This window comes from Chryseobacterium daeguense DSM 19388 (assembly GCF_000430825.1).
In the GTDB taxonomy this organism is placed as follows: Bacteria; Bacteroidota; Bacteroidia; order Flavobacteriales; family Weeksellaceae; genus Chryseobacterium; species Chryseobacterium daeguense.
Map to the genome: position 1 here is coordinate 202,736 of NZ_AUMT01000002.1, position 22,509 is coordinate 225,244.

Annotated in this window: 21 protein-coding genes; 12 read left to right on the forward strand and 9 right to left on the reverse strand. The window is 36.2% G+C overall.

Annotation, left to right across the window (positions count from 1 at the left end; genetic code table 11):
• Positions 1–19 precede the first annotated feature (19 nt).
• On the reverse strand, positions 20–1,042 hold the full coding sequence (locus tag H560_RS0103415) for a GDP-mannose 4,6-dehydratase (RefSeq protein ID WP_034752158.1): 1,023 nt from the start codon (positions 1,040–1,042) through the stop codon (positions 20–22).
• 89 nt (positions 1,043–1,131) lie between these two features.
• Here H560_RS0103415 and H560_RS0103420 point away from each other — a divergent pair, with 89 nt between their 5' ends.
• Positions 1,132–1,929 carry a DUF2797 domain-containing protein gene (locus H560_RS0103420; RefSeq protein ID WP_027378737.1) on the forward strand — a complete coding sequence of 266 codons (798 nt, stop codon included), beginning with the start codon at positions 1,132–1,134 and terminating at the stop codon, positions 1,927–1,929.
• A 36-nt stretch (positions 1,930–1,965) separates the two neighbouring features.
• Complete coding sequence (locus H560_RS0103425; RefSeq protein ID WP_027378738.1) at positions 1,966–4,644, forward strand: hypothetical protein; 2,679 nt, start codon at positions 1,966–1,968, stop codon at positions 4,642–4,644.
• 18 nt (positions 4,645–4,662) lie between these two features.
• Here H560_RS0103425 and H560_RS0103430 read toward each other — a convergent pair whose 3' ends face one another.
• Positions 4,663–5,013: a hypothetical protein gene (locus H560_RS0103430; RefSeq protein ID WP_027378739.1), complete on the reverse strand. Its 351-nt coding sequence runs from the start codon at positions 5,011–5,013 to the stop codon at positions 4,663–4,665.
• A gap of 171 nt (positions 5,014–5,184) precedes the next feature.
• Between H560_RS0103430 and H560_RS0103435 the strand changes: the two genes are divergently transcribed.
• Together H560_RS0103435 and H560_RS0103440 are read left to right on the forward strand one after the other, a co-directional pair.
• Positions 5,185–5,379 (forward strand): hypothetical protein, encoded by a 195-nt coding sequence (locus H560_RS0103435; RefSeq protein WP_027378740.1) that lies wholly within the window; start codon positions 5,185–5,187, stop codon positions 5,377–5,379.
• Between the two features lie 124 nt (positions 5,380–5,503).
• On the forward strand, positions 5,504–6,550 hold the full coding sequence (locus H560_RS0103440; RefSeq protein ID WP_027378741.1) for a PA0069 family radical SAM protein: 1,047 nt from the start codon (positions 5,504–5,506) through the stop codon (positions 6,548–6,550).
• Positions 6,551–6,696: 146 nt separating this feature from the next.
• Here H560_RS0103440 and H560_RS23165 read toward each other — a convergent pair whose 3' ends face one another.
• On the reverse strand, positions 6,697–6,858 hold the full coding sequence (locus H560_RS23165; RefSeq protein ID WP_169725962.1) for a bacteriocin-like protein: 162 nt from the start codon (positions 6,856–6,858) through the stop codon (positions 6,697–6,699).
• A 123-nt stretch (positions 6,859–6,981) separates the two neighbouring features.
• Between H560_RS23165 and H560_RS0103450 the strand changes: the two genes are divergently transcribed.
• A complete protein-coding gene (locus H560_RS0103450; RefSeq protein ID WP_027378742.1) occupies positions 6,982–7,875 on the forward strand; it encodes a hypothetical protein in 894 nt (297 codons plus the stop codon).
• A gap of 34 nt (positions 7,876–7,909) precedes the next feature.
• Here the strand turns inward: H560_RS0103450 and H560_RS0103455 are convergent, their stop codons facing one another.
• Positions 7,910–8,860: an isopenicillin N synthase family dioxygenase gene (locus tag H560_RS0103455; protein WP_027378743.1), complete on the reverse strand. Its 951-nt coding sequence runs from the start codon at positions 8,858–8,860 to the stop codon at positions 7,910–7,912.
• 86 nt (positions 8,861–8,946) lie between these two features.
• Between H560_RS0103455 and menD the strand changes: the two genes are divergently transcribed.
• Positions 8,947–10,623: a 2-succinyl-5-enolpyruvyl-6-hydroxy-3-cyclohexene-1-carboxylic-acid synthase gene (gene menD / locus H560_RS0103460; RefSeq protein ID WP_027378744.1), complete on the forward strand. Its 1,677-nt coding sequence runs from the start codon at positions 8,947–8,949 to the stop codon at positions 10,621–10,623.
• Here the strand turns inward: menD and H560_RS0103465 are convergent, their stop codons facing one another.
• Together H560_RS0103465 and H560_RS0103470 are read right to left on the reverse strand one after the other, a co-directional pair.
• Entirely contained in the window at positions 10,624–11,250 is a 627-nt protein-coding gene (locus tag H560_RS0103465; RefSeq protein ID WP_027378745.1) for an aminotransferase class IV, read from the reverse strand.
• Positions 11,234–12,211, reverse strand: coding sequence for an aminodeoxychorismate synthase component I (locus H560_RS0103470; protein WP_027378746.1), 978 nt, complete (start codon positions 12,209–12,211; stop codon positions 11,234–11,236). The genes H560_RS0103465 and H560_RS0103470 overlap by 17 nt, the downstream gene beginning before the upstream one ends.
• A 47-nt stretch (positions 12,212–12,258) precedes the next feature.
• Between H560_RS0103470 and H560_RS0103475 the strand changes: the two genes are divergently transcribed.
• The 4 genes from H560_RS0103475 to H560_RS21040 all read left to right on the forward strand — a co-directional run bounded on the left by H560_RS0103475 (position 12,259) and on the right by H560_RS21040 (position 15,142).
• Positions 12,259–12,981, forward strand: a complete 723-nt coding sequence (locus tag H560_RS0103475) for a hypothetical protein (protein WP_027378747.1) — start codon at positions 12,259–12,261, stop codon at positions 12,979–12,981.
• A gap of 73 nt (positions 12,982–13,054) precedes the next feature.
• Positions 13,055–13,789 carry a hypothetical protein gene (locus tag H560_RS0103480; RefSeq protein ID WP_027378748.1) on the forward strand — a complete coding sequence of 245 codons (735 nt, stop codon included), beginning with the start codon at positions 13,055–13,057 and terminating at the stop codon, positions 13,787–13,789.
• A complete protein-coding gene (locus tag H560_RS0103485) occupies positions 13,789–14,874 on the forward strand; it encodes an AI-2E family transporter (RefSeq protein WP_027378749.1) in 1,086 nt (361 codons plus the stop codon). Before H560_RS0103480 ends, H560_RS0103485 begins: the two co-directional genes overlap by 1 nt.
• Before the next feature lie 13 nt (positions 14,875–14,887).
• The gene (locus H560_RS21040; protein WP_051289146.1) at positions 14,888–15,142 is read left to right on the forward strand and encodes a DUF3820 family protein; all 255 of its coding nucleotides are present in this window, start codon (positions 14,888–14,890) and stop codon (positions 15,140–15,142) included.
• A 77-nt stretch (positions 15,143–15,219) separates the two neighbouring features.
• Here the strand turns inward: H560_RS21040 and H560_RS0103495 are convergent, their stop codons facing one another.
• Both H560_RS0103495 and uvrB read right to left on the reverse strand, forming a co-directional pair.
• On the reverse strand, positions 15,220–15,966 hold the full coding sequence (locus tag H560_RS0103495) for an amidohydrolase family protein (RefSeq protein WP_027378750.1): 747 nt from the start codon (positions 15,964–15,966) through the stop codon (positions 15,220–15,222).
• 75 nt (positions 15,967–16,041) lie between these two features.
• Positions 16,042–18,033, reverse strand: coding sequence for an excinuclease ABC subunit UvrB (gene uvrB / locus H560_RS0103505; protein ID WP_027378751.1), 1,992 nt, complete (start codon positions 18,031–18,033; stop codon positions 16,042–16,044).
• Positions 18,034–18,323: 290 nt separating this feature from the next.
• Between uvrB and H560_RS0103510 the strand changes: the two genes are divergently transcribed.
• Both H560_RS0103510 and H560_RS0103515 read left to right on the forward strand, forming a co-directional pair.
• Entirely contained in the window at positions 18,324–19,664 is a 1,341-nt protein-coding gene (locus tag H560_RS0103510; RefSeq protein ID WP_027378752.1) for a peptide-N-glycosidase F-related protein, read from the forward strand.
• A gap of 94 nt (positions 19,665–19,758) precedes the next feature.
• On the forward strand, positions 19,759–20,976 hold the full coding sequence (locus H560_RS0103515; RefSeq protein WP_027378753.1) for a PQQ-dependent sugar dehydrogenase: 1,218 nt from the start codon (positions 19,759–19,761) through the stop codon (positions 20,974–20,976).
• 58 nt (positions 20,977–21,034) lie between these two features.
• Here H560_RS0103515 and H560_RS0103520 read toward each other — a convergent pair whose 3' ends face one another.
• Positions 21,035–22,411: a tryptophanase gene (locus H560_RS0103520; RefSeq protein WP_027378754.1), complete on the reverse strand. Its 1,377-nt coding sequence runs from the start codon at positions 22,409–22,411 to the stop codon at positions 21,035–21,037.
• Positions 22,412–22,509: the final 98 nt, after the last annotated feature.

Consider the following 22,509-nt stretch of genomic DNA (forward strand, 5'->3'; position numbering starts at 1 on the left):
TTCTGTAAGATACTTGAGGTCATTTTCTCAAAAACCATTCCACAAATTTTTTTATGCCATTTTGGAAGTTTGTGTCAGGTTTATAGCCTATTAATGTCCGGGCTTTTGTAATATCTGCATTGGTTTTCTGGACATCTCCGGGCTGCAATGGCAGATTTTTCCGGATGGCAGATTTTCCCAATTCATTTTCTATAGTGGAAAGCATTTCATTAAGATTGATGACCTGGCTTTCTCCCAAGTTTATAATTTCATACACATCCGAATTATTTTCCAGATAACTAATAGATTTCGTGATTCCGTCTATGATGTCATCGATATAGGTGTAATCTCTTGCTGTATTTCCGTCTCCGTAGAAAGGGATTTCCTGGTTGTCAGAGATCAGTTTTGCGAATTTATGAATGGCAAGATCCGGCCTTTGCCGCGGTCCGTACACTGTAAAAAATCTCAATTGAATCATATCAATCTTATACAGATCATGGTAAACATGGCCTAATATTTCACCGCATTTTTTCGTGGCAGCATACGGGGAGATGGGATTGTCAACATTATCTGTTTCAGCAAAAGGAATTTTTTCATTGTTGCCATAAACACTTGATGATGACGCACAAACGAATTTTTTAACCTTGAAATCTTTACATAATTCCCAAAGATTCATGGTTCCGCGGACGTTCACTTCCTCGTATTCCAAAGGTCTTTCAATAGACGGGCGGACACCGGCCAGCGCGGCAAGATGGATGATTAAATCAATTTTATGATTTTTAAAGATTTCTTCCAACCCGATTTTATCCCGGATATCCTGATAATAAAGCGTATAATGATCTGATTTTGATAAAGAAATTAAATAATGGATATCTTTCTCCTTTTCAGAAAACTCAAAATCCGAATTTTTGCCAATTGACTCTAAAGTATTTGTAATTTTTATCTGATAATTATAGAAATCATCAAAGTTGTCAATGTTTATGACAGAATGTCCTTTTTTTAATAATTGTTCTACCAAATGAGAACCAATAAATCCGCTTCCTCCTGTTACAAGATAATTCATCCGTGTCTTTTTATGGATACAAAAATATAAAATTACTTTTTGAAAAATATAATCATTAAATTTACTTAAAAAAGTTAACTAAAATTAATATGCAGTTTCAAGGGCAAATTTTAAAAATGACGAGCTTCAATGACGAGCCGATCCAATATTATCTTAATCTTTCAGGCGACCTTATCCACATGAATGAGCTTTTCGGAAAAGAGCTTACCATAAAACATACAGGATTCCAGTGTGTGAACTGCCAGGAAAGCAAGCCAATTTACAGAATGGGCTTCTGTAAAAAATGTTTTTTTGAGAGCCCGTACGCAAGTGATACCATCATCCGTCCGGAACTTTCCACAGCGCATCTTGGTGTGGCGGAAAGAAATCTTGAAGTGGAAAAAGAAATTCAGCTGCAGCCTCATACGGTTTATCTGGCTTACACCGGCGAAGTAAAAGTGGGGGTTACAAGAAATACCCAAATTCCTACAAGATGGATTGATCAGGGCGCTACTTTCGCATTGCCGATTGCAAGGACAGAAAACAGGTATGAAGCAGGAATGATAGAAGTAGCTCTCAAACAGCATGTTCCGGATAAAACAAGCTGGAAGAAAATGCTTCAGGATGATTTGGAAGATGATATTGACCTGGCTGATTTTCAAAGAAAAATAAAAGAATATTTTCCTCAGGATTTTCAAAAGTTCTACAGCGAAGGAGAAAATCTGTGGAGATTCGATTATCCTTTTGAGAAGCCGGAAAAGGTGACATCTTTTACGTTGGATAAAAGACCGGAGTTTACAGGAAAGCTTACGGGTATTAAAGGGCAGTATCTTGGTTTTGATGGCGGGGAATTTATTAACGTAAGAGGGCATGAGGGGTATGTTATTGAGTTGAATGTAAAAAATTAACCATATATTTAAGAGGTATTGATAAAAATCACAAATATGAAAAAATGGGTTAAAAAGTTTGCGGTTGGTCTTGGGATTTTGTTGGTGATTATTTTATTGGCAAATTTCGGACTGAATATCTGGCTTAAAACCCAGCTTCCTAACTATATTAAAAATAATACGGATTATAAGGTCTCCTACAAACTTCTTGAGGTTGATCTTTTGTCCGGGAATATTTTTTCCACAGGAATTTCTGTTAACAGCAAAAATCCCAAAAATAACAATGTTATTGGTCTTCAGGGAACGGTTGATACATTAAAGCTGAGCCGTTTCGGAATTTATGACGCGATTTTCAATAAGCAGATCAATTCGTCAGATTTGCTGTTGTCAAAACCCAATTTAAATATTACGCTTGCAAAACCGGTGGATAATAAAACCGGCAAAAAAAGAAATCCGGTTTTATTTAAGAATATCAGGATTAATGATGGCCAAATAAGTATTTTCAGACATACGAAGCAGAAATTTCTTTCGGTTCAGGATCTTAATCTTTTTGTGGAAAACCTGCAGATGACAGAAGAGTCTGTAGAGAATCAGCTTCCTGTGGTTTTTGATAAATATGACATTAAAGGAAGCAATTTTTTTGTTCGCCCGGATGATGTTTATGCATTGAAGATCAGTTCGATAAAAACTTCAGGCGGACACATGGAAGTTGAAAATTTTCAATTGATCCCATTACTGTCTATTGATCAGCTTAAAAGATTTTATCCTAAAAGAACAAAGCTTTATCAGTTCGGGATTCCTAAAATGGAATTCAAGGATGTAACTCTGAAAAAAAATATCGTTTCTCTTGGAAATGCTTATTTTGAACGTCCTAATTTGCTCATTTACAACACGGATGCTGTTCCGGTGAAAGTCAAAAAGCCAACGGATTTTGAGCTTAACCTTGAGGATGTGAAGATGAAAAATGCGATGGTTCAGATTATTAAACCAAATGGTAACAAGCTGTTATTTGCGAAAAACCTTAGCCTGGATGTTAATAAGCTAAAATTTGATAAAAAAACAAGAGAAGAGGTTATCCCGGTGGGATACAAAAGCTTCCAGTTTTCCGGGCAGGATGTTCTGTTTTCAAATCATCAGAATTATCAGATAGAAGATATTGCCCTGAATCAGAACAGCGGTGAACTGAAAAATGTTTCCATTACCCCGAATACTGCTGATCCCGGAAGACGGGCCATGAATCTGCAGGCCAATCTTGTGGCTTTCAATATTAATAAGTTTGAATTTATTGACAGAAGACTGAATCTTGATATTAAAGACGTAATTGTTGATCAGGTGCGGGGCTCCTTAAAAATTGGCCCTAAAATAGCAAACAGGGTTCGCAGGAAAAATAATGTAGAGCTTATACTTGTCCGTAAAGTGAGCCTTAAAAACTCAAATGTGACCTATGATAAAGACAGCGAGCCGCTTACCTTCAATGAACTGAATGCTACCATTAATAATGTGGAATACAAATCCAAGCCGGATGGTTACGGGCATACGCTGAAAGTCGGAAATTACTTCCTGACCACTAAAAATTTTGCCTACAGAACTCAGTTTTACAGTATGACAGTCGGGCTTTTAAAGCTTAACAAAAATAAAGTGCAGATTAATAGCTTTGCAATGAAGCCTTTGGTTTCCAGAGCGCAATTTATCAAAATGATTCCCGTGGAAAGGGATTTATATGATATTACGGCCAATCAGATCACAGCAGACGGAAACTGGGACCTGTTTTCTCAAAATAAGTCCATCAATGCTTCCAACGTTACCATCCAGTCCGCCGATGCGAATATTTTCAGAAGTAAAATCCCGAAAGATGATCCCAAAGAAAAGCCTTTGTACTCAAGAATGCTCCGTTCTATTAAGATACCCCTGATTGTTAATAATCTTGATTTAAAAAATTCAAAACTGGTATATGAAGAAGATACGCCGCAAAGTGACGGTCCGGGAAAACTGACGTTTGGCAACTTTAATATGAATGTTAAAAATTTAAATTCAGCCAAAACAAAAGGGAAACCAACAAGAGTTGATATAAAAATCAATTGCTCATTCATGAATCTTGCGCCATTGGCTGTCAACTGGAATTTTGATGTGGCTGACCAACGGGATATTTTCAATATTTCAGGGAGAACATTGAACCTTCCTGCTGCGGGAATTAACCCCTTCATGAGGCCTTACCTTCATGTAACAGCTACCGGAACTATCCAGGAGATGCTTTTTAATTTTAATGGAAATCCAAAGGGTTTGCGCGGGCGGTTTAATCTGAGACATAAAGATCTTAAAGTTTCAATTCTTGATAAAAATAACGAAGAAAAGAAAGGATTTTTGTCTGCGGTTGCAAATCTGCTGGTAAAATCAAATTCGGGCAGACTGCCTCAGGATGTGATAATCGAAGATGTGGAAAGAGATCCTACAAAGTCATTCTTTAATCTTTTCTGGAAAGGAATCGAACAGGGATTAAAGAAAACGCTGATCGGGATCAACATTGATAAGGCAAAAAAAACAGTCAATAATACCATTTCTACTGTGAAAGATGTAAAAAAATCAGTGAGCGGAATGAAAGAATCTGTAAAAGAAATAGGCAGGGAAATTAGGAAAAGCCCGGATCATAAAGAAACAAAACCTGCAGGGCAGGAAAAAGAAAAGAAAGGTTTTCTGAAGGGTGTTTTCCGTAAAAAAGAAAAGCCTGAAGCTGAGTAGCTGCAGGCTTTATTTATATTAATCAAAATCAAATTCGTCGCTTTCCAGAATAGGGATTTCTCTCAGGAAATTATCAAATTCTTTCGGATAATTACTTTCTGCACCGTAAGAATCTATGATCATTCCATGGTTTCCTTCATTATCTTTTACTACATACAGAACAGCATTGTCATCCGGGCTGCTTGGTCCTTCAAAACGGTAAGTTTTTAAGATGGTCAATTCTGAAGGCTGGTATATTTTTTCTGAGTTTTCAAACTTCACTTCACAGTTTTCATTCATTCTAAACTCCCTATGGATGCCTCTTTGTGCCAGTCTGGTCATCACCTGGCTTAGCGTGGTCATTTTGTCTATGTTTCCTGTACTTTCCATAATAATATTTTTGTTAAATACTACAAGAATTAAACCATTTGATAATTAAAGTTATTTGATTAACGAATATTATTTTTGGAAGAATGCAGATTAATGTTAACAAAATTTATAATTGCTGAAATTGGGATAGGTATGCTTTTTGTATTGAGTTTAGCATAAATCGGACTAAATATGAAAAAAGAAGTTGGAGTATTACTGGCAGGAGGAGTTGGCCTTTTGGCGGTTTTAAGTATCATAGGAATAAAAAAAATTTTAGATAAAAAAGACAAAAAATACAGTGATACCTATTCGGATTATCACAGACACTTTGATGAAAAAAACTATGACGATGAATTTCACGGCATAGAATTTTACGCGCTGAAGTAGTAAAAAAATATATTTTAATTATGTTTAAATCCGGCACTTTTGAAAGTGTTGGATTTTTTTGTGGAAAACTTTAGTGTTAAAACTCATTATTTTCAAAAAATTCCATTCTAATTTTACAGCAGAAATGCAGAACGAAAATATCATAAAAGGTCAGGGAGCTCAGCGAAATGTTATCAACCGTTTCGACCGTTATACCTATGAGCCGGAAGATGAAGATTTCGAAACTGTGAAAACATCCTTTACGGAGGTCTTCCCGAAAACCATTGTTAATCAGGTAAAAAGCGAAGATTTGCCGATGGAATATTCCATGAATCCATACCAGGGCTGCGAACATGGCTGTTCGTATTGTTTCGCAAGACCTACGCATGAATATTGGGGATACAGTGCGGGAATTGATTTTGAAAGAAAGATCATGGTTAAAAAAAATGCCCCGGAATTATTAGAAAAATTTTTCCAGAAAAGAGGCTACAAACCGGGCCCTATTTTACTGTCCGGAAATACGGATTGCTATCAGCCTGCTGAACGGCAGTTTGAAATTACAAGAAAAATGCTGCAGGTTTGCCTTGATTACAGACACCCGGTAAATGTTCTCACAAAAAATGCTTTGGTATTGAGGGATATTGATATTCTGAAGCCTATGGCAGAGCAGAATCTGGTTTCCGTTTCACTGAGCATTCCTACGATTAACGAAGATCTCAGAAGAAAAATGGAGCCCCGTACAAGCTCGGCAAAAAATAAGCTGAAAGCTGTAGAAATCCTGTCACAAAACGGAATCCCTGTCAATGTAATGGTGGCGCCCATTATTCCGGGATTAAACAGTGATGAGCCTTTAAATATTTTAAAAGAAATTTCTGAAGCCGGTGCTCAGAGCTTTGGATATACTTTGGTGAGGTTAAATGACACGGTAGAGACTGTTTTTGTAAAATGGATTGAATCTGCTTTTCCGGACCGCGCTCAGAAAGTCTTGAACTTAATCCGATCCATGCGAGGCGGAAAGCTGGGTGAGAAAAGGTATTTTAACCGCCAGAAAGGAGAAGGAAATATTGCAGAAATGATTCACAATACTTTTAAAATCGGGAGAAAAAAGTTTTTCGATGGCAAAGAATTTCCGAAACTGACGACAAGTAATTTTACAGGAGCAAAAGATCAGCAATTGAGATTATTTGATTGATTTTATGACCATTTATAGACTTTCGCAGATGATCGTGTGAAGGGTATGTGGTTATTTGATGAAAAAAATCTGAAAAAATCCGAGAATATTGAAAAAAAACCGCCCTAAAAAGGAACGGTTTCATATAGTTTCAAGAAATGATTTTTTTACATAGAATCATCCGGACATTTGAAATCATCGCTGCAAGCTGCACAAATTACTACATTTCCGCAAGCGTACATGCAAAATTCCGGTTCCGGAAGTTTAATTCCTCCCGCTCCTTTAATGCTTTTTAATTGGTTTTTGCTTAGTTTTTTTAAATTTTTCATATTGTTTTAGTTAAAAATTTGATACTAAAGTAAAGATAATCAAAAAAAATAATAAGTCAAACAAGCGTGGTATATTTTTAATGAAAAATTTATTTTTAAGAGAAAAGTAGTAAGTTTATACACATGATAAACTATGAGAATCTCAAAATAATTATTAGGATATTTTTTATTTCATTTTCATGTTTTTGCCCCGCTCAGCAAATAACGGTTGATAATAAAAATAGCAGCCCTGTTCAAGTTAAATATGCTCAGGAGAAAATAGAAGTTGCGGGTAATCAAAAGAAAAAAATTATTGCAAAAGGATTAAAAAGTATTTCCATATTCAATAAAAACAATGAAAAATTAAACAGGGATATTCCAATATTTTTGGACCCTGACCAGAGTCTCGATATAATCCTTGCAAAAGATTCAATTAAGTTTCTGGGAGATAAAGATCATTTACATGAATATAATTACGCAGGCTTTTGGCATGAACTAACTTTAAAAATACCTGAATATCAAAAATTTTATCAGAAGAATGATCCAAATGGATTTATACGTGCCTCAGAATTAGCATTAGGAAATGTTCTGGCTAAAGTGGAAAGGTTAAACAATTCACCATCAGGAAGAAATGACAATCATTTTAAAGAAATTGAAAAAGCGGCTAAAAAACGATGGTTTTTTACGGTCTTTGTAAGCTTTAACGGGATGAAAATCGGTGAAACAGAAAAAGAGCTGATGAAATATTATTATGAAAAATATTTTAAAAAGGATATAGCTTCTTATAATTGTAATTCATGGGATGAATATGAGATCATCAGGAGATTTTCGCAACATAGCAAAACTCTTCATATCAAGCTTCCAAGGTATGAAATCGTAGAACATACTGATGATGATGAAATAAATCAGTATTTGCCGTTTAAATGTCAGGAAGAATACTTTAGAAATTCTTATAATTTTTACATTAATAAGAAGGATGAAGTAAGAGCGGAAAAGTTTAAAAGGATCTTAACAGAAAAATTTCATGCAAAGCCATAAAAAAACCAGGCATAAAACCTGGCTTCATTATTTATTATTTTTTAATTAATCCCAGCTCAATCAATCTTTCATGTAAAAACTCGCCGGCTGTAGTATCTTCATACAGTTTCGGATGGTTTTCATCTACACAGTTTTCAAGGGCATTCAATGACATTGAACTTACCGGGTGCATGAAAAAAGGAATTGAATATCGTGAAGTTCCCCACAATTCTCTTGGTGGATTAACCACTCTGTGAATTGTAGATTTCAATTTATTATTGGTATGTCTGGAAAGCATATCTCCCACATTTATCATCAGCTCATCCGGCTCTGCAATAGCATCTATCCATTCACCTTTATGATTCTGAACCTGAAGACCTTTGCCCTGAGAACCCATTAATAAGGTAATAAGATTGATGTCTCCGTGTGCGGCGGCTCTCACTGCATCATTCGGCTCTTCAGTAATGGGCGGATAATGGATGGGTCTTAAAATAGAGTTTCCTTCGGCGATTTTATCATCAAAATAAAATTCATCAAGGCCAAGATACAAAGCTAAAGCTCTTAAGACATATTGCCCTGTTTTCTCAAGCATTTTATAAGCTTCTTTACCCACTTCATTGAATTTTGGAAGCTCTTCCACGATCACATTGTCAGGATATTCGCTTTTGTATTTGGAATCATCAGACACATACTGCCCGAAATGCCAAAACTCCTTCAGATCACCTTTCTTAAAGCCTTTTGCGGTTTCTTTTCCGAAGCCTACATAGCCTCGCTGTCCGCCAATACCGGGAATCTCATACTTCTGTTTCGTTTCCGTAGGTAATTCAAAAAAGTTTTTCACCTCTCCATACAATTCATCTACTAATTTGTCATCAAGAAAATGGCCTTTTAAGGCAACAAAACCAATTTCTTCATAAGCTTTTCCGATTTCATTTACAAATTTCTGTTTGCGTTCCGGGTCACCCGAAAGGAAATCACGCAGGTCTACACTAGGTATTTTATCCATTTTTAGAAATTTAACGAATTGCTAATTTACTATTTTTTAGATTAAATTCTTTTTTGTGTTAAGTATTTATAAATTAAATTTGTGTCATGAAAAAATATTCTTCTAAGAGAAGTATTCAGATACTTGCACATCTTCTTCAGCAATATGGGATTTCAGACATTATTATTTCACCCGGGTCCAGAAATGCTCCTTTAGCGATTCATTTTTCGGAAATGGCGGGTATATTTAATTCCTATAGTATTGTAGATGAAAGAAGTGCAGCTTTTGTTGGGATGGGAATGGCGATGAGCGAAAAAAAGCCGGTTGCTATTACCTGTACAAGCGGTTCTGCTTCTGCTAATTATTACCCTGCAATCACTGAAGCTTTCTATTCTAATATTCCGTTATTGATATTAACAGCCGACAGGCCAACGGATTATGTGGATATTTTTGACGGACAAACCATCAGGCAGAATAATCTTTTTCATCAGCATTCCTATGGCGATTTTCAACTGCTGGAAGACGGTAAAGAAAATGCGGAGGATACTAATTTTGACATCATTAAAAAAGCCATTGAGCTTTGTATTGAAAAGCAGGGCCCGGTTCATATCAATATTCCATTGGAAGAACCTTTGTATGAGCTTGTTTCAGAACTGCCAACATTCCCTGACGTGGAAACGGCCATTCAGCACAAAGAATATGAAATTCCTTCAAATTTAGTTGCAGACTGGAATACTTCCCAAAGGATCATGATCTTGGTAGGAACCAGGGATCATAGTCCTGAGCTTGAAAGCCAGCTGACTCAATTGGTTAAAAATCATTCAGTTGTAGTGCTGAGCGAGGCAAACTCAAATGTTTATCACGAAAAATTCTTCAGGCATATTGACCGCTATATTTACAATTTCACAGAAGAAGATTATAAGACTTATGCTCCTGATTTACTGATTACTATAGGGCAGAATGTGGTGTCAAAAAAAGTGAAGCAGTTTTTAAGAAATGCTGCTCCAAAACAACACTGGCACCTAGATGAAGTATGGCAGCCTGATACCTATTTTGCCTTAACAGAAAAGCTTGAAATCAAACCTGAAGTTTTCTTTTCTAAGTTGTTGAAATTCATTAGTCTAGAACCCAAACCATATTATAACCTCTGGGATGTTCTGCGTGATAAAAAAGATGCAAAGCATGAACAGTTTTTAAATACAGTTGAATTTTCTGATTTTTACTTTTTTAATAAAAGCTCCCAGATGATTCCTGAAAATTACAATATCCATTTCAGTAACAGTTCGGCTATAAGATATGCCCAGTTATTTGATTATGGTAAAAGAAAAATATATTGCAACAGAGGAACTTCCGGAATTGACGGGTCTACATCCACAGCAATGGGCTTTGCGATAAAAAATGCCAATCCTACACTTTTAATTACAGGTGATCTGAGTTTTCTTTACGATATCAACGGACTATGGAATCAGTACATTCCGCCGTTTGTAAGGATTATGATCTTTAATAACGGGGAAGGAAATATTTTTAAAATAATTCCGGGACCTGGAAATGCAAATCCAAATACACTGGACGAATTTATAGCAACAAAGCATAAGAAAAATGCAGAACATCTGGCTAAGCACTTTGGATTTTCCTACACAAAAGTGGAGGATGAGCCTACGCTGGACCGTGTACTGGAAAATTTCTTCAATGCAGATTCTCAACCTAAAATACTGGAAGTCAATACCTACGGAAAGAACAGTGCAGACGTGCTGAAATCCTATTTTGAATTTATGAAAGAATAATTACAGATCAAGATATTCTTCATTTCCGGGAAGATTGATAATCTTTTCAATAGGATAAATGAAGTTTTCATCAAAATCATTTAAAGCGTTAATGATTTGAAAATGAGAAAATTGCTTAATGTTTTGCAAGGTGATCTCTGTTTCTTTAATTTCTTTGCGCTTTAAAAGATTTTGTCGCTGGACTCCATTCAAAAGGTAAGAGTTTGGGGTAAACCAGTCTTTATCTTTCAGGAATAAAAGATTGGAAAAAGAAGTGTCTGTAATATGATTATTTTTAATGATAATGATTTCTTCAGCTTTGGATTTCATCTTCATTTTTTCAAGCTCTTTCCGGTCTTCAAATTTAAAGGAATAGTCGAAGTTGTTATTCTCAACCAATTGAAAATCATGAATTTCCGGAATAGCATAAGGAATCATCTGTGTGCGGACTTTTTTATCTAGGTCATACACAATTCTTAATTTGAAAAGGCCATCCTCATCATGTTCCAGATGTTTATAAACTTTTGCAAGGTCAATCGACCCTTCTTTCCCAAAATGGGCGAAAGTCTGATCTACACGTTTTTGGTGAAATTCCAATAAATAAATTTCCTGATCTTCTACCTTAATGCTTTCAATGAATTGGGACATAGATTTTGTTTTTCATTTCCTGATACTCGTCTTCTAACCTGCTCATGTGTGTAATTCCGCCGCCACTTTTAAAATAAAGCTCGTCACCTTCTTTTTCAATAAAGCGGATCATTACGCAGCTATCCAGATTTTTACCGTCAAACCAACCGCAAACGCCTGTGTAATACCCTCTTTCGAACCCTTCTGATTCTAAAATGATTTCTAAAGTTTTTGGTTTCGGAGCTCCTAAAATAGAACCGGCAGGAAGCAGTTTTTTCATAATGCTTCCTAATTTCCCGTCAAATTCAGGCTTTAAAGTTCCTGAAATTTCAGAGCTCATGGCATACAAATCTTTTTGCTGTGTTTTGATGAAATCAATGTGCTGGAATTTATCCACCCTCACATCGTCTGCCACCATGCTGAGATCATTCCGGAGCAGATCTACAACGGTGTAGTGTTCTGCTTTTTCTTTTTTATCATTCTTCAAAATTTCCGGGGCATTTTCCACTGAGGCGTCAATAGTACCTTTCATGGGATAAGTAAGAATTTTCCCGTCAATGATCTTTACAAAAGTTTCAGGAGAAAAAAATACGAAAAAATCTTTATATAAAACCTTATATTTCGCAGTAGAATGATAAAATATTTCTTCGAGTGTTAAATTAGTCTCAATTCTTGTTTTTCTTGTATAATTTACCAAATATGAATTTCCAAGACGAATATTTTTCTGAACATGATTAAATCCCAGCTTAAAGCTTTCCAATGTTTCAGGATATGACTTCCATTCAATATTTTTGGATAATTTGTGCTGTGTTTTCGGGGTTGAAAAGTTTTGAAAATCAATTAATAAGCCTGATTTTTTAATTTCCACTTCTTTAAATATCTCTACTTTTTCCGAAAGGAAGTCTATAATGAAAAAAAAAGGTGTACTCTGGACCGAAAGTTCGTCCATTTCCATAAATTTTTGATGATTCACTGAAAACATTCGACAAAAATACTTATTGATGATTACTTTTGCACAAAATATTTTCAATGCAGAACAAATATCCACAGAAACCGGGACTAGATTTTATACTGAAGCAGGCATTTTTCTACTGGAACAAAACGCTGATGTATCAATTAATATTTTCGATCATTTATTTCGCTATATTTTTTACTTCTATATTTTTCTTTGCTTCCCGATATGGAATCCTTGAGCAGCAGCAGGAATTGATGGAAGCTTTCAAAGTGAGTACGCAGGCGTATCTGGCGAAAGCGAATGAATTGGGACAGTCGGAAAATTCGCAATATTTCAGCTATGCCTTTTTGGGAACGCTGGTTTTTTTATATCCTTTGAACCTTGGATTTTTTCAGATTTTCAGAAAGATTGATTTAAATGAAGAAATTCGTCTGGGGGATTTGTTTGTTGGGTACAACGGCTTTAATTTTTTTAAATATCTGGGATATTATTTATTCTGGTTTATGGTGTACATTATGGTTTTAAGGACCGTGATACTTCCTGTAGTGTTGGTTTGTGCCACATTGTTTGTTGCGCCGATTATGTTTTTTATGAATAAAACCATATTCGAATCCATTTCTTTAAATTTCAAAGCATTAAAAATGTATTTTCTCGAAATTGTGGTGTGTGTGATGGTATCTGTATTATTTAAATATATTGGTTTTGCTATATTTTTCATTGGTGGTCTTTTCACATTTCCTTTTTGGAATGCTATGATCTATTCGCTGTACAAGACTATTTTTTCTGAGAAACGTTAAATTTCCTTTGATTACTGTTTTTATGGTCAAAAAAAGTTAAATTTGATAGGAACAACATTAAAAATTAAACACCATGTCAGAATTTAATGAATTTGATCAGCAGGGTTCCGTGCCGGAAAGAAACACGGGATCTATCATTTCCCACGCCTTCGAAATGTATAAAGGAGTTTTTCTTTATGCAGTGGTGGCAATGATTATTTATCTTATTCTTGGAACCATTATTCAAAGCATTGCGGGAGTGAATTCTGCTGCGATGTTTGAGGAGATGAGAGACTCCGGAGATTATTCCGCGATGAATTACTGGAACGCTCCCGGATTTCCATTATATATCACTTTATCCGGTATTCTGGGACTTTTGCTTACTCCATTATATGTAGGGCTGATTTTTATGATCAACAAGTACAATACGAAGAATCCGATAGAATTTTCTGATCTTTTCATTGGCTACAGACAGAATTTTGTGAATATTCTGATTTACGCATTTATTTCAGGAATAATTTCTACTGTTGCGTTATCACTTTGCTTTATTCCGATTGTGTTTGTATATCCTTTCCTGATGCTGGGTTACCCGATTTTGTTGTTTGAAAATGCTTCTGCAACGGATGCTTTAGGAAAATCATTTAATATCGTTAAAGAAAATTACGGGCTTTTCCTTGTTGTAACGCTTGTAGGGTTTTTAATTTCATTTGCCGGATTAGTGCTTTGTATCATCGGGGTTATTTTAACGGCTCCATTCATTTTGGCTGTAATGTATTCATCCTATTGTGCTTTTTTAGGAAAACCAAGACAAATAATTTATAATAAATAATGAATAGAAATGAGCAAATAAGCAGCGTCAAGATAAAGCAGGTATCTTTGCTTGCCATTATTTTGATCCTGACGGGGTTAATCTGTTTTAATCTTGCCCTTTTTATACCATCCGTTCTGGGGGCGATTACTATTTACGTAGTCTGCAGAAAGTATAACTTTTATCTTCAGGAAGAAAAAAACTGGAAACCCTGGGCTTCATCACTGCTATTGATGCTTGCCAGTCTTGTTATTCTTATTCTGCCGATTTATTTTATAGCGGATCTCTTAATCGCAAAGCTTGGAAATGCGCAGGCTTATATGGATAAATTCAATATTTTCCTGGAAAAAATTCATTCTTACATCTATTCTAAAGTAGGTTTCGATATTCTGAGTAAAGAAAACATGACCCGGCTGAAAAGCTCGGTCGGACAGCTTTCTACAAAGGCTCTCAGCGGTACTTTTAATACCCTTACGGTGGTTATTTCCATGTATTTTATTCTTTATTTCATGTTGGAAAAACCAAGATTGTTTGAGCGTATCCTGGCTTCATCTGCGCCTTTAAAAAGAGCAAATGTCTCCTTGATCGGCGAAAAAATGAGAAAACTCATCATGGCCAATGCAATAGGAATCCCTGTGGTAGCTTTAGGGCAGGGTCTTGTAGCTATGATCGGATATTTTATATTCGGTGCTCCGAGCCCGGTTTTGCTTTTTGCTTTAACGGCTGCGGCATCAATGGTTCCTGTTGTGGGGGCGGCGATAGTATATATTCCGATTTGTATTTATATGATAGCAGAAGGAAGTACCGGGCCGGGGCTTGGCTTAGCGGTTTATTGCCTTGTTATTGTGGGATTAACGGATAATCTTTTAAGGTTTACCCTATTGAAAAAACTGGAAGATGTACATCCTTTAAATACAATTTTCGGGATTATTATGGGGATGAACCTATTCGGATTTATGGGGCTTATTTTTGGTCCGATTCTCATTTCTTTAACATTACTCCTGATTCAGGTTTACAGGAATGAGTTTTCTGATGATGATACTCCGGAACTTGAGCTCCCGGATAAGAAAGACGAGCTTGGAAATAAAATAGATTTAATAGTATAAAATGGAAGACGGAATAAACCCGGAGATTTTAAAAGAAATATGCGTAGTAAAAATGCCTTTCGGGAAATATGAAGGTACCATTCTTGCGGACTTACCCATAAGCTACCTCGAGTGGTTTTACAGGAAAGAGATGCCTAAAGGCAAGCTGGGAATGCAGCTTTCCACGATTTATGAAATAAAATTAAATGGGTTAATGGATTTACTGACTCCTATTCGCGGAGGAGCTGTAAATTATGAGAAGCCTAAAACAAAGATTTATAAATTTTAATAGATCAGGTTAATATGAAAAAGAACATATACAAATTGGATTGTATATGTTCTTTTTTATTTTAACAGTTGTAAATGTTAGTCTTTTTTATACCAATTCAAAGCATTTTTATAAAAAATATTTTCGAGTTCAGCATCAGAAAAATTATCAGTAACCATTTTTATATGCTCTTCAGAAAACGGAATTTTTGCGCGTGTGGAGGGAAGATCTGTTCCGAACATTAGAGCATTAGGATTTATCTTATAAATATTTCTCATAACAGATATGGGATCAAAATCTATTCTTCCGAAGCCTGTAGCCTTTACCTTTATTCCTTTTTCTACCCAAAAGTATAAATCTTCAAGGCCATCTTTAGATAATCCCAGATGGTCAATAGAGAATTTGGGAATATTTTGCAGAACAGATTTCAGGCTTTTCAGATCTTTACTGTCAATATATAGCTCAGTATGCCATCCAAACTTGTCAAAAAGATAGTTAGACAGCTTTTCAATATATTCTATTTTTTCTGAACCGCCCCTTTTTACATTAAAACGAACCGCTACAATATTGGCCATGTGCAGTCTTTGTATTTCTGTGTCCGTAATGTCCGCAGGAATGTTGGCAACTCCAAAAAAGTTATCTCCCAATGTTTTTAATGCGTCAATAAGGTATTCCTGGTCAAATGCCTGAAAAGAGCCTGATACTATTGCGCCGCCTTCAATATTATATTCATCTGTAGAATTAATATAATCTTGAGCAGTAAAATCCGGAGGTAGGTATCCGTTATTTTCAACAAGAGGGTACTTAGGATTAATGATGTGGAAATGTGAATCAAATATTTTCATTATCTATGTTTAAAGCATAAATATAAGATTCTTTTAAAATAACATCAATTAAATTTTCATAAATTTTGCACAAATCTAATCCCTTAAAGCAGCAATTTCATCCCTTAGCTTAGCAGCCTTAATAAAATCAAGGTTTTTAGCGGCGGCTTCCATTTCTTTTTGTTTTTGTTCGATGACTTTTTCTATATCTTCGCTGGTATAGCTGGCTTTAGCTTCGGCAACTTTTTGAAGGATTTCTTTCTGAGTATATTTTTCATCAGGGAAATCTTTGCTTCTTCCTACCAGACTTTCAGAAATCTTTTTATTCAGGGCCTGCGGAACCATTCCGTGCTTCTCATTGTATTCCATTTGTTTTGCACGGCGATATTCCGTCTCGTCAAGAGTTGCCTGCATAGATTTAGTGATCTTATCAGCGTACATGATGGCTTTTCCGTTAATGTTCCTTGCGGCACGGCCTACAGTCTGTATCATTGATCTTCTGCTTCTCAGCATTCCTTCTTTGTCTGCATCCAAAATGGCTACAAGCGAAACTTCCGGTAAATCAAGGCCCTCTCTTAATAAATTAACCCCGATAAGCACATCAAAAAGCCCGAGACGAAGGTCCTGCATGATCTGGATACGCTCCAAAGTTTCAACATCTGAGTGGATATATCTTGTTCTGATACCGAATTTGGTAAAATACTTAGTTAGTTCTTCCGCCATTTTCTTGGTCAGAGTAGTCACTAGAACCCTTTCATCAACATCGGATCTTTTTTGTATCTCTTCCATTAAATCATCAATTTGATTTAAAGTAGGCCTAATTTCAATAATGGGGTCCAAAAGTCCTGTCGGACGAATAATTTGCTCAATATATGTTCCTCCAGTCTTTTCAAGCTCATAATCCGCCGGTGTTGCAGAAACGTAAATTACCTGATTCTGCATGGCTTCAAACTCCTCGAATTTCAAAGGTCTGTTGTCCATCGCAGCCGGAAGCCGGAAGCCGTATTCTACCAGAGATTCTTTTCTGCTTCGGTCGCCTCCGTACATGGCGTGAACCTGCGGAACGGTAACATGGCTTTCATCAATTACCATTAAAAAATCTTTAGGAAAATAATCGATCAGGCAGAAAGGTCTTGAACCAGGCATTCTTCCGTCCAGATATCTTGAATAGTTCTCAATTCCGGAGCAGTAACCTAATTCTTTGATCATTTCCAGGTCAAGCTCAGTCCTTTCCTGAAGTCTTTTTGCTTCCAGGGGTTTTTCAATTGAATTAAAAAAGTCAACCTGCTTCACCAGGTCATCCTGAATATGGCGGATTGCTCCATTCAATGTTTCTTTTGATGTTACGAAAAGATTGGCGGGATAAATTTGGATCTGATCAAAATTGGAAGTTACATTTCCCGAAACAGGATCAAAGCTTTGAATTTTTTCAATTTCATCTCCAAAAAACTGGATTCTCACCGCATTGTCAGCGTAAGCCGGAAATACATCAATTACATCTCCTTTTACCCTGAATGTACCTCTTTGAAACTCATTTAATGTTCTGGAGTATAATGCATTAACTAAAGAATGAAGAAGCGCAGTCCGCGTCACCTTTTCGCCAATTCCTATTGAAATTAATGATTTGTGAAATTCGTTCGGGTTTCCGATACCGTAGATACATGAAACAGACGCTACAATTAACACATCCCTTCTTCCGGAAAGTAAGCTTGCGGTGGCAGAAAGCCTTAATTTTTCAACCTCTTCATTGATGCTGAGGTCTTTTTCAATATAAGTTCCGGTAGTGGCGATATAAGCTTCCGGCTGATAATAATCGTAATAACTCACAAAATATTCAACTGCATTTTCTGGAAAGAATTCTTTAAATTCCATAAAAAGCTGAGCTGCCAACGTCTTGTTATGAGCCAATACCAAAGTGGGCTTTTGAACATTTTGGACAACATTGGCAACGGTAAATGTTTTCCCGGATCCGGTAACCCCCAGCAAAGTCTGGTATTTCTCACCAATCTCAATTCCCTGCGTGAGTTTTTCGATGGCTTGAGGCTGATCCCCGGTTGGTTTATATTCTGATTGAAGTTTGAATTGCATAGAAAAAAGTATGTTATATAAACAAAAATACGAAAGAAATTTCTCACATTGAAGAATTTAACTTTTCAAATTCTGATTGAATGTTTTTAATTGATTATTAGATTATTGTAAAGTTTATGCTGTTTTCTAACTTAACTTAAAATTAAAACATTAGTTAAAGATATTTTTTAATTTAAAAAATCAACTTTTAATTTAAATAGTTCTCATTTTTATATTGGTTTTATTGTTGAATTCTCGCATTATTTTGATTTTGTTTGAATATATTTGCTTTTTAATCAATAAAGAGTGATATGAACAAAAATTTATTTTCCTTTATTTTCTTATGCTTTTTTATTTTCATATTTGGAAAAAACACCCTCACGCCTACAACGATTTCCATGTATGAAGAAGTTGTCTTCTATGATATGTATGATGCCATTGTAAACGAGCCTTTACCACCCGGAGCAACACGTCTCAGTAACAGCACCTACACAAAAAAAATGACTGATGCACAACTGGATTCCTTTGGAAATCAGGTTACCATGAATGTTACCATTGGAGCATTGTGTGACAATTACGATCGTTTAGCTCATGTTTTTCTTGCTTTTGCGCCAAAAGGAGCTGCTTCATACGATACAAATACAGTAAAAAAGCTGGAGATCGGGAGGTTTATAACTCCATTTATGAATAAAAACATCTCACCTACAAGTGTACCTTATACATTTCAGGTTGATAACTTAGGCGCGATTTTCAAAGATCCGAATCTGAGAAGCCAATATGATTTCTGGATCGAATTTACTGTGTTCGGAGTTCCGTATGCAGCCCAGACGCAGGTTTCAGGATGTTCAGGAAGAAAAGATGTTTTTAAAGGGACATTAACTTTTACAACAGATAATGACTCATCAGTTCCACCTGTTAATAATTTTCTTGTAACAATGGCTGCTCTTAAGAGCTTTAATAATTATAACGCTACTGATGTGCCGGGAACCACGGTAAGGCTGCTTAATTTTACATTAACAAATACGGTTAACAATGCAAGTTTCTATTTAATAACTTCCAATCACGGCGCCAATTCCGGAGGTGAAGAATATGTGAGAAGACAGCACTATGTATATCTGGATGATGCACAGGTTTTTACATACAAGCCAGGAGGGATTTCTTGTGAACCCTTCCGCCAGTACAATACTCAGGGAAATGGAATTTATGGAAGTTCTCCAAAACCATTGACATGGTGGACATCATGGAATAACTGGTGCCCCGGAAACTCAGTCCCAATAAGGAAAATAAGTGTAGGAACTTTAAATCCTGGTGTGCATACTTTTAAAATTACCGTTCCCGATGCACAGTTTGTAGGCCAGCAGGGCGATTTTCCTTTGTCTGTCTACCTTCAGGGAGAAGCGGCAAATATTTTGGGAACACAGGAAATGACGGTTACAGATGTAAAAATTTATCCCAATCCGGCTTCAAACTTTCTTAAGGTTTCAGCTACGAAAAAAATCAGAGAAAGCGAGATGTACACCGTTGATGGAAGGCTGGTGAAAACTTTTAAAGGCGGAGAAACAGATATAAGTGAACTTTTACCGGGGAATTATATTCTAAAGGTAACCTTTGAAGACGGTACTTCTTTCAAGCATAAAATAATTAAGAAATAGATTAAATTTTTTAATAAAATGAGCACTAATTTGTAGTGCTTTTTTTGTGGCATTATTTTTCCATTCATTTTTTAAACCATTTAATCATATTATTATGAAATTCAATCGATTTTATATTCCGGCTCTCAGTTTATTCCTGATTTTATCGTCCTGTAAAAAAAATACGGCTCATGCTCAGCAGGCCGGAAATGATGGAAGTGTGGAGACAAAAGAACCGAATTCCAATTATAAACCTGCCTTCGCTGGCCAAACCAGAATAAAAGCAGTAAAAACGACAACACCTTATAAAGTTGAGATTTTAAGCAAGGATCTTGGAAAGCCTTGGGGAATTATCAATTTACCGGACGGAAGATTTTTAATCACAGATAAGAAAGGACACATGAATGTAGTTTCTATGGACGGTAAACAGATCACTAAAATTGAAGGTTTCCCAAAAGTAGATTCAAAAGGGCAAGGCGGAATGCTGGATGTAGCCCTTGATCCTGATTTCAAAACCAATAATATTATTTATTTCAGCTTTTCGGAGCCTTATGAGAAAGGGAATCATACTGCTGTGGCAAAAGGAACGCTTACTCAGGATTTAAAAAATATTTCTAATGTAAAAGTGATCTTTAGGGCAACACCTACTTACGACGGCGACAAACACTACGGAAGCAGGCTGGAGTTTGATAAAGACGGAAATTTATTCGTAAGCACGGGTGAAAGATCTGATAAACAGACAAGAGTTTATGCTCAGCGAACGGATAATTATTTAGGTAAAATTTTAAAGATCACGAAGGATGGTAAGCCGGCTCCGGGCAATCCTTTCATTGGAAAAGCAGGTTTTAAACCTGAAATTTATGCTTATGGCATCAGAAATCCACAAGGAATGGCGATTGATCCCAACGGAACACTTTGGGATGTTGAAATGGGACCGAGAGGTGGTGATGAAATTAATTTGATTCAAGCCGGGAAAAACTACGGTTGGGGAGATGTCACCTACGGAATTGAATATTCGGGAGAGAAGATTAATAACGGAACCACCCAAAAGGCAGGTACGGAACAACCGGTTTATTATTGGGATCCTGTAATTTCGCCGAGTGGAGTTACCTTCTACACCGGAAATATTGATGAGTGGAAAGGAAATTTAATGATCGGATGTCTGAGTGGTGAACACATCAACAGGATCGTTATGAAAGATAATAAAGTAGTGGGTGAAGAACGTTTACTCACCGACGAAAAAGAAAGATTCCGTGATGTGCTGAACGGAAGCGACGGAAATCTTTATGCCGTTACAGACAGCGGCAGACTATATAAAATCTCGAAAAAGTAGTCTTTTGTATATTAAGAATCGGGCTCAAAACGAAGTTTTGAGCCCGATTCGCTTTTATTTAAGCTTCTTCCAGCTGAACCGTGAAGTGTCTCAACAAATCCGGCTCCCATGTGATCTTGTAGCCTTTTGCAATTTCGTCACGTCTTTCATAAACGTTTTTGATCGCTGCTGCAATATAATCCATGTGGTTGTTGGTATATGTTCTTCTAGGAATCGCAAGACGTACCAATTCCAACTTAGGATAGCGGTTTTGTCTTGTTTCAGGGTCTCTGTCGGCCAATAAAGTTCCGATTTCCACTGTTCTGATTCCTGCTTCTTTATAAATTTCAAGTCCCAGAGTCTGCGCCGGATATTCTTCACGGGAAACTTTTGGTAAAAAATTTAATGAATCAATGAAAACAGCATGTCCGCCGATTGGCTTCTGAACAGGGATTCCGTATTCAATTAATTTATTTCCAAGATATTCAACCTGAGAAATTCTGCTTTCAAGGTAAGCAAATTCAGTAGCTTCATCCAGACCAACAGCCAAAGCAGCCATGTCTCTTCCCGCCATACCTCCATAAGTAATGAAACCTTCGTAAATAATGGTGAAATTAGATGCTTTTCTGAACACTTCTTCGTTATTCAAAGCAATAAAACCACCGATGTTTACAAGACCGTCTTTTTTAGAGCTCATCGTCATCCCGTCTCCATAAGAAAAAATTTCTTTACAGATTTCTTTAATCGTTCTGTTTTCCTGTCCTGCTTCTCTTTTCTTGATGAAATAAGCATTTTCAGCAAATCTTGCAGAATCGAAAAATACTGGAACTCCGTATTTATCAGAAAGAGCCTTAACTGCTTTCATGTTTTCTAAAGAAACAGGCTGCCCTCCCGATGAATTACAAGTAATTGTAATTAAACAGAAAGGAATATTTTCTTTCGGATGACTTTTATAAACTTCTTCTAATTTTTCAAGGTTGATATTCCCTTTGAAAGGGTGAAGATCATTGATGTCAAAAGCTTCATCTATGGTACAGTCGATCGCGTGTGCTTTTCTGAACTCGATATGACCTTTTGTGGTGTCAAAATGAGAATTTCCGGGAACAACATCGCCTTCTTTCACTAAAACTGAAAATAAAACATTTTCAGCGGCTCTTCCCTGGTGTGTTGGTAACAGATATTTGAAACCAGTAATCTTTTGTACGGTCTGATGCAGCTGCTCAAATGAACGGGATCCGGCATAGCTTTCGTCTCCCATCATCAGGGCTCCCCATTGTCTGTCGGACATTGCACCTGTTCCGGAGTCTGTTAAAAGATCAATAAAAACCTGTGAAGATTTTAGATTAAATAAATTATAGTTTGCTTCTTTAAGCCATTGTTCTCTTTCTTCTCTTGTCGACTGACGGATCTCCTCAATCATTTTAATTCGGAAAGGTTCCGCGTAAGGTAAATTCATGATATTTTTTTTAGATTGTTGTAAAGAAAATTTTTATTTGAATAAATTCAAATTCATCATATTTAATTATTTAAAATTTAAGCATTTAAAACATTTAA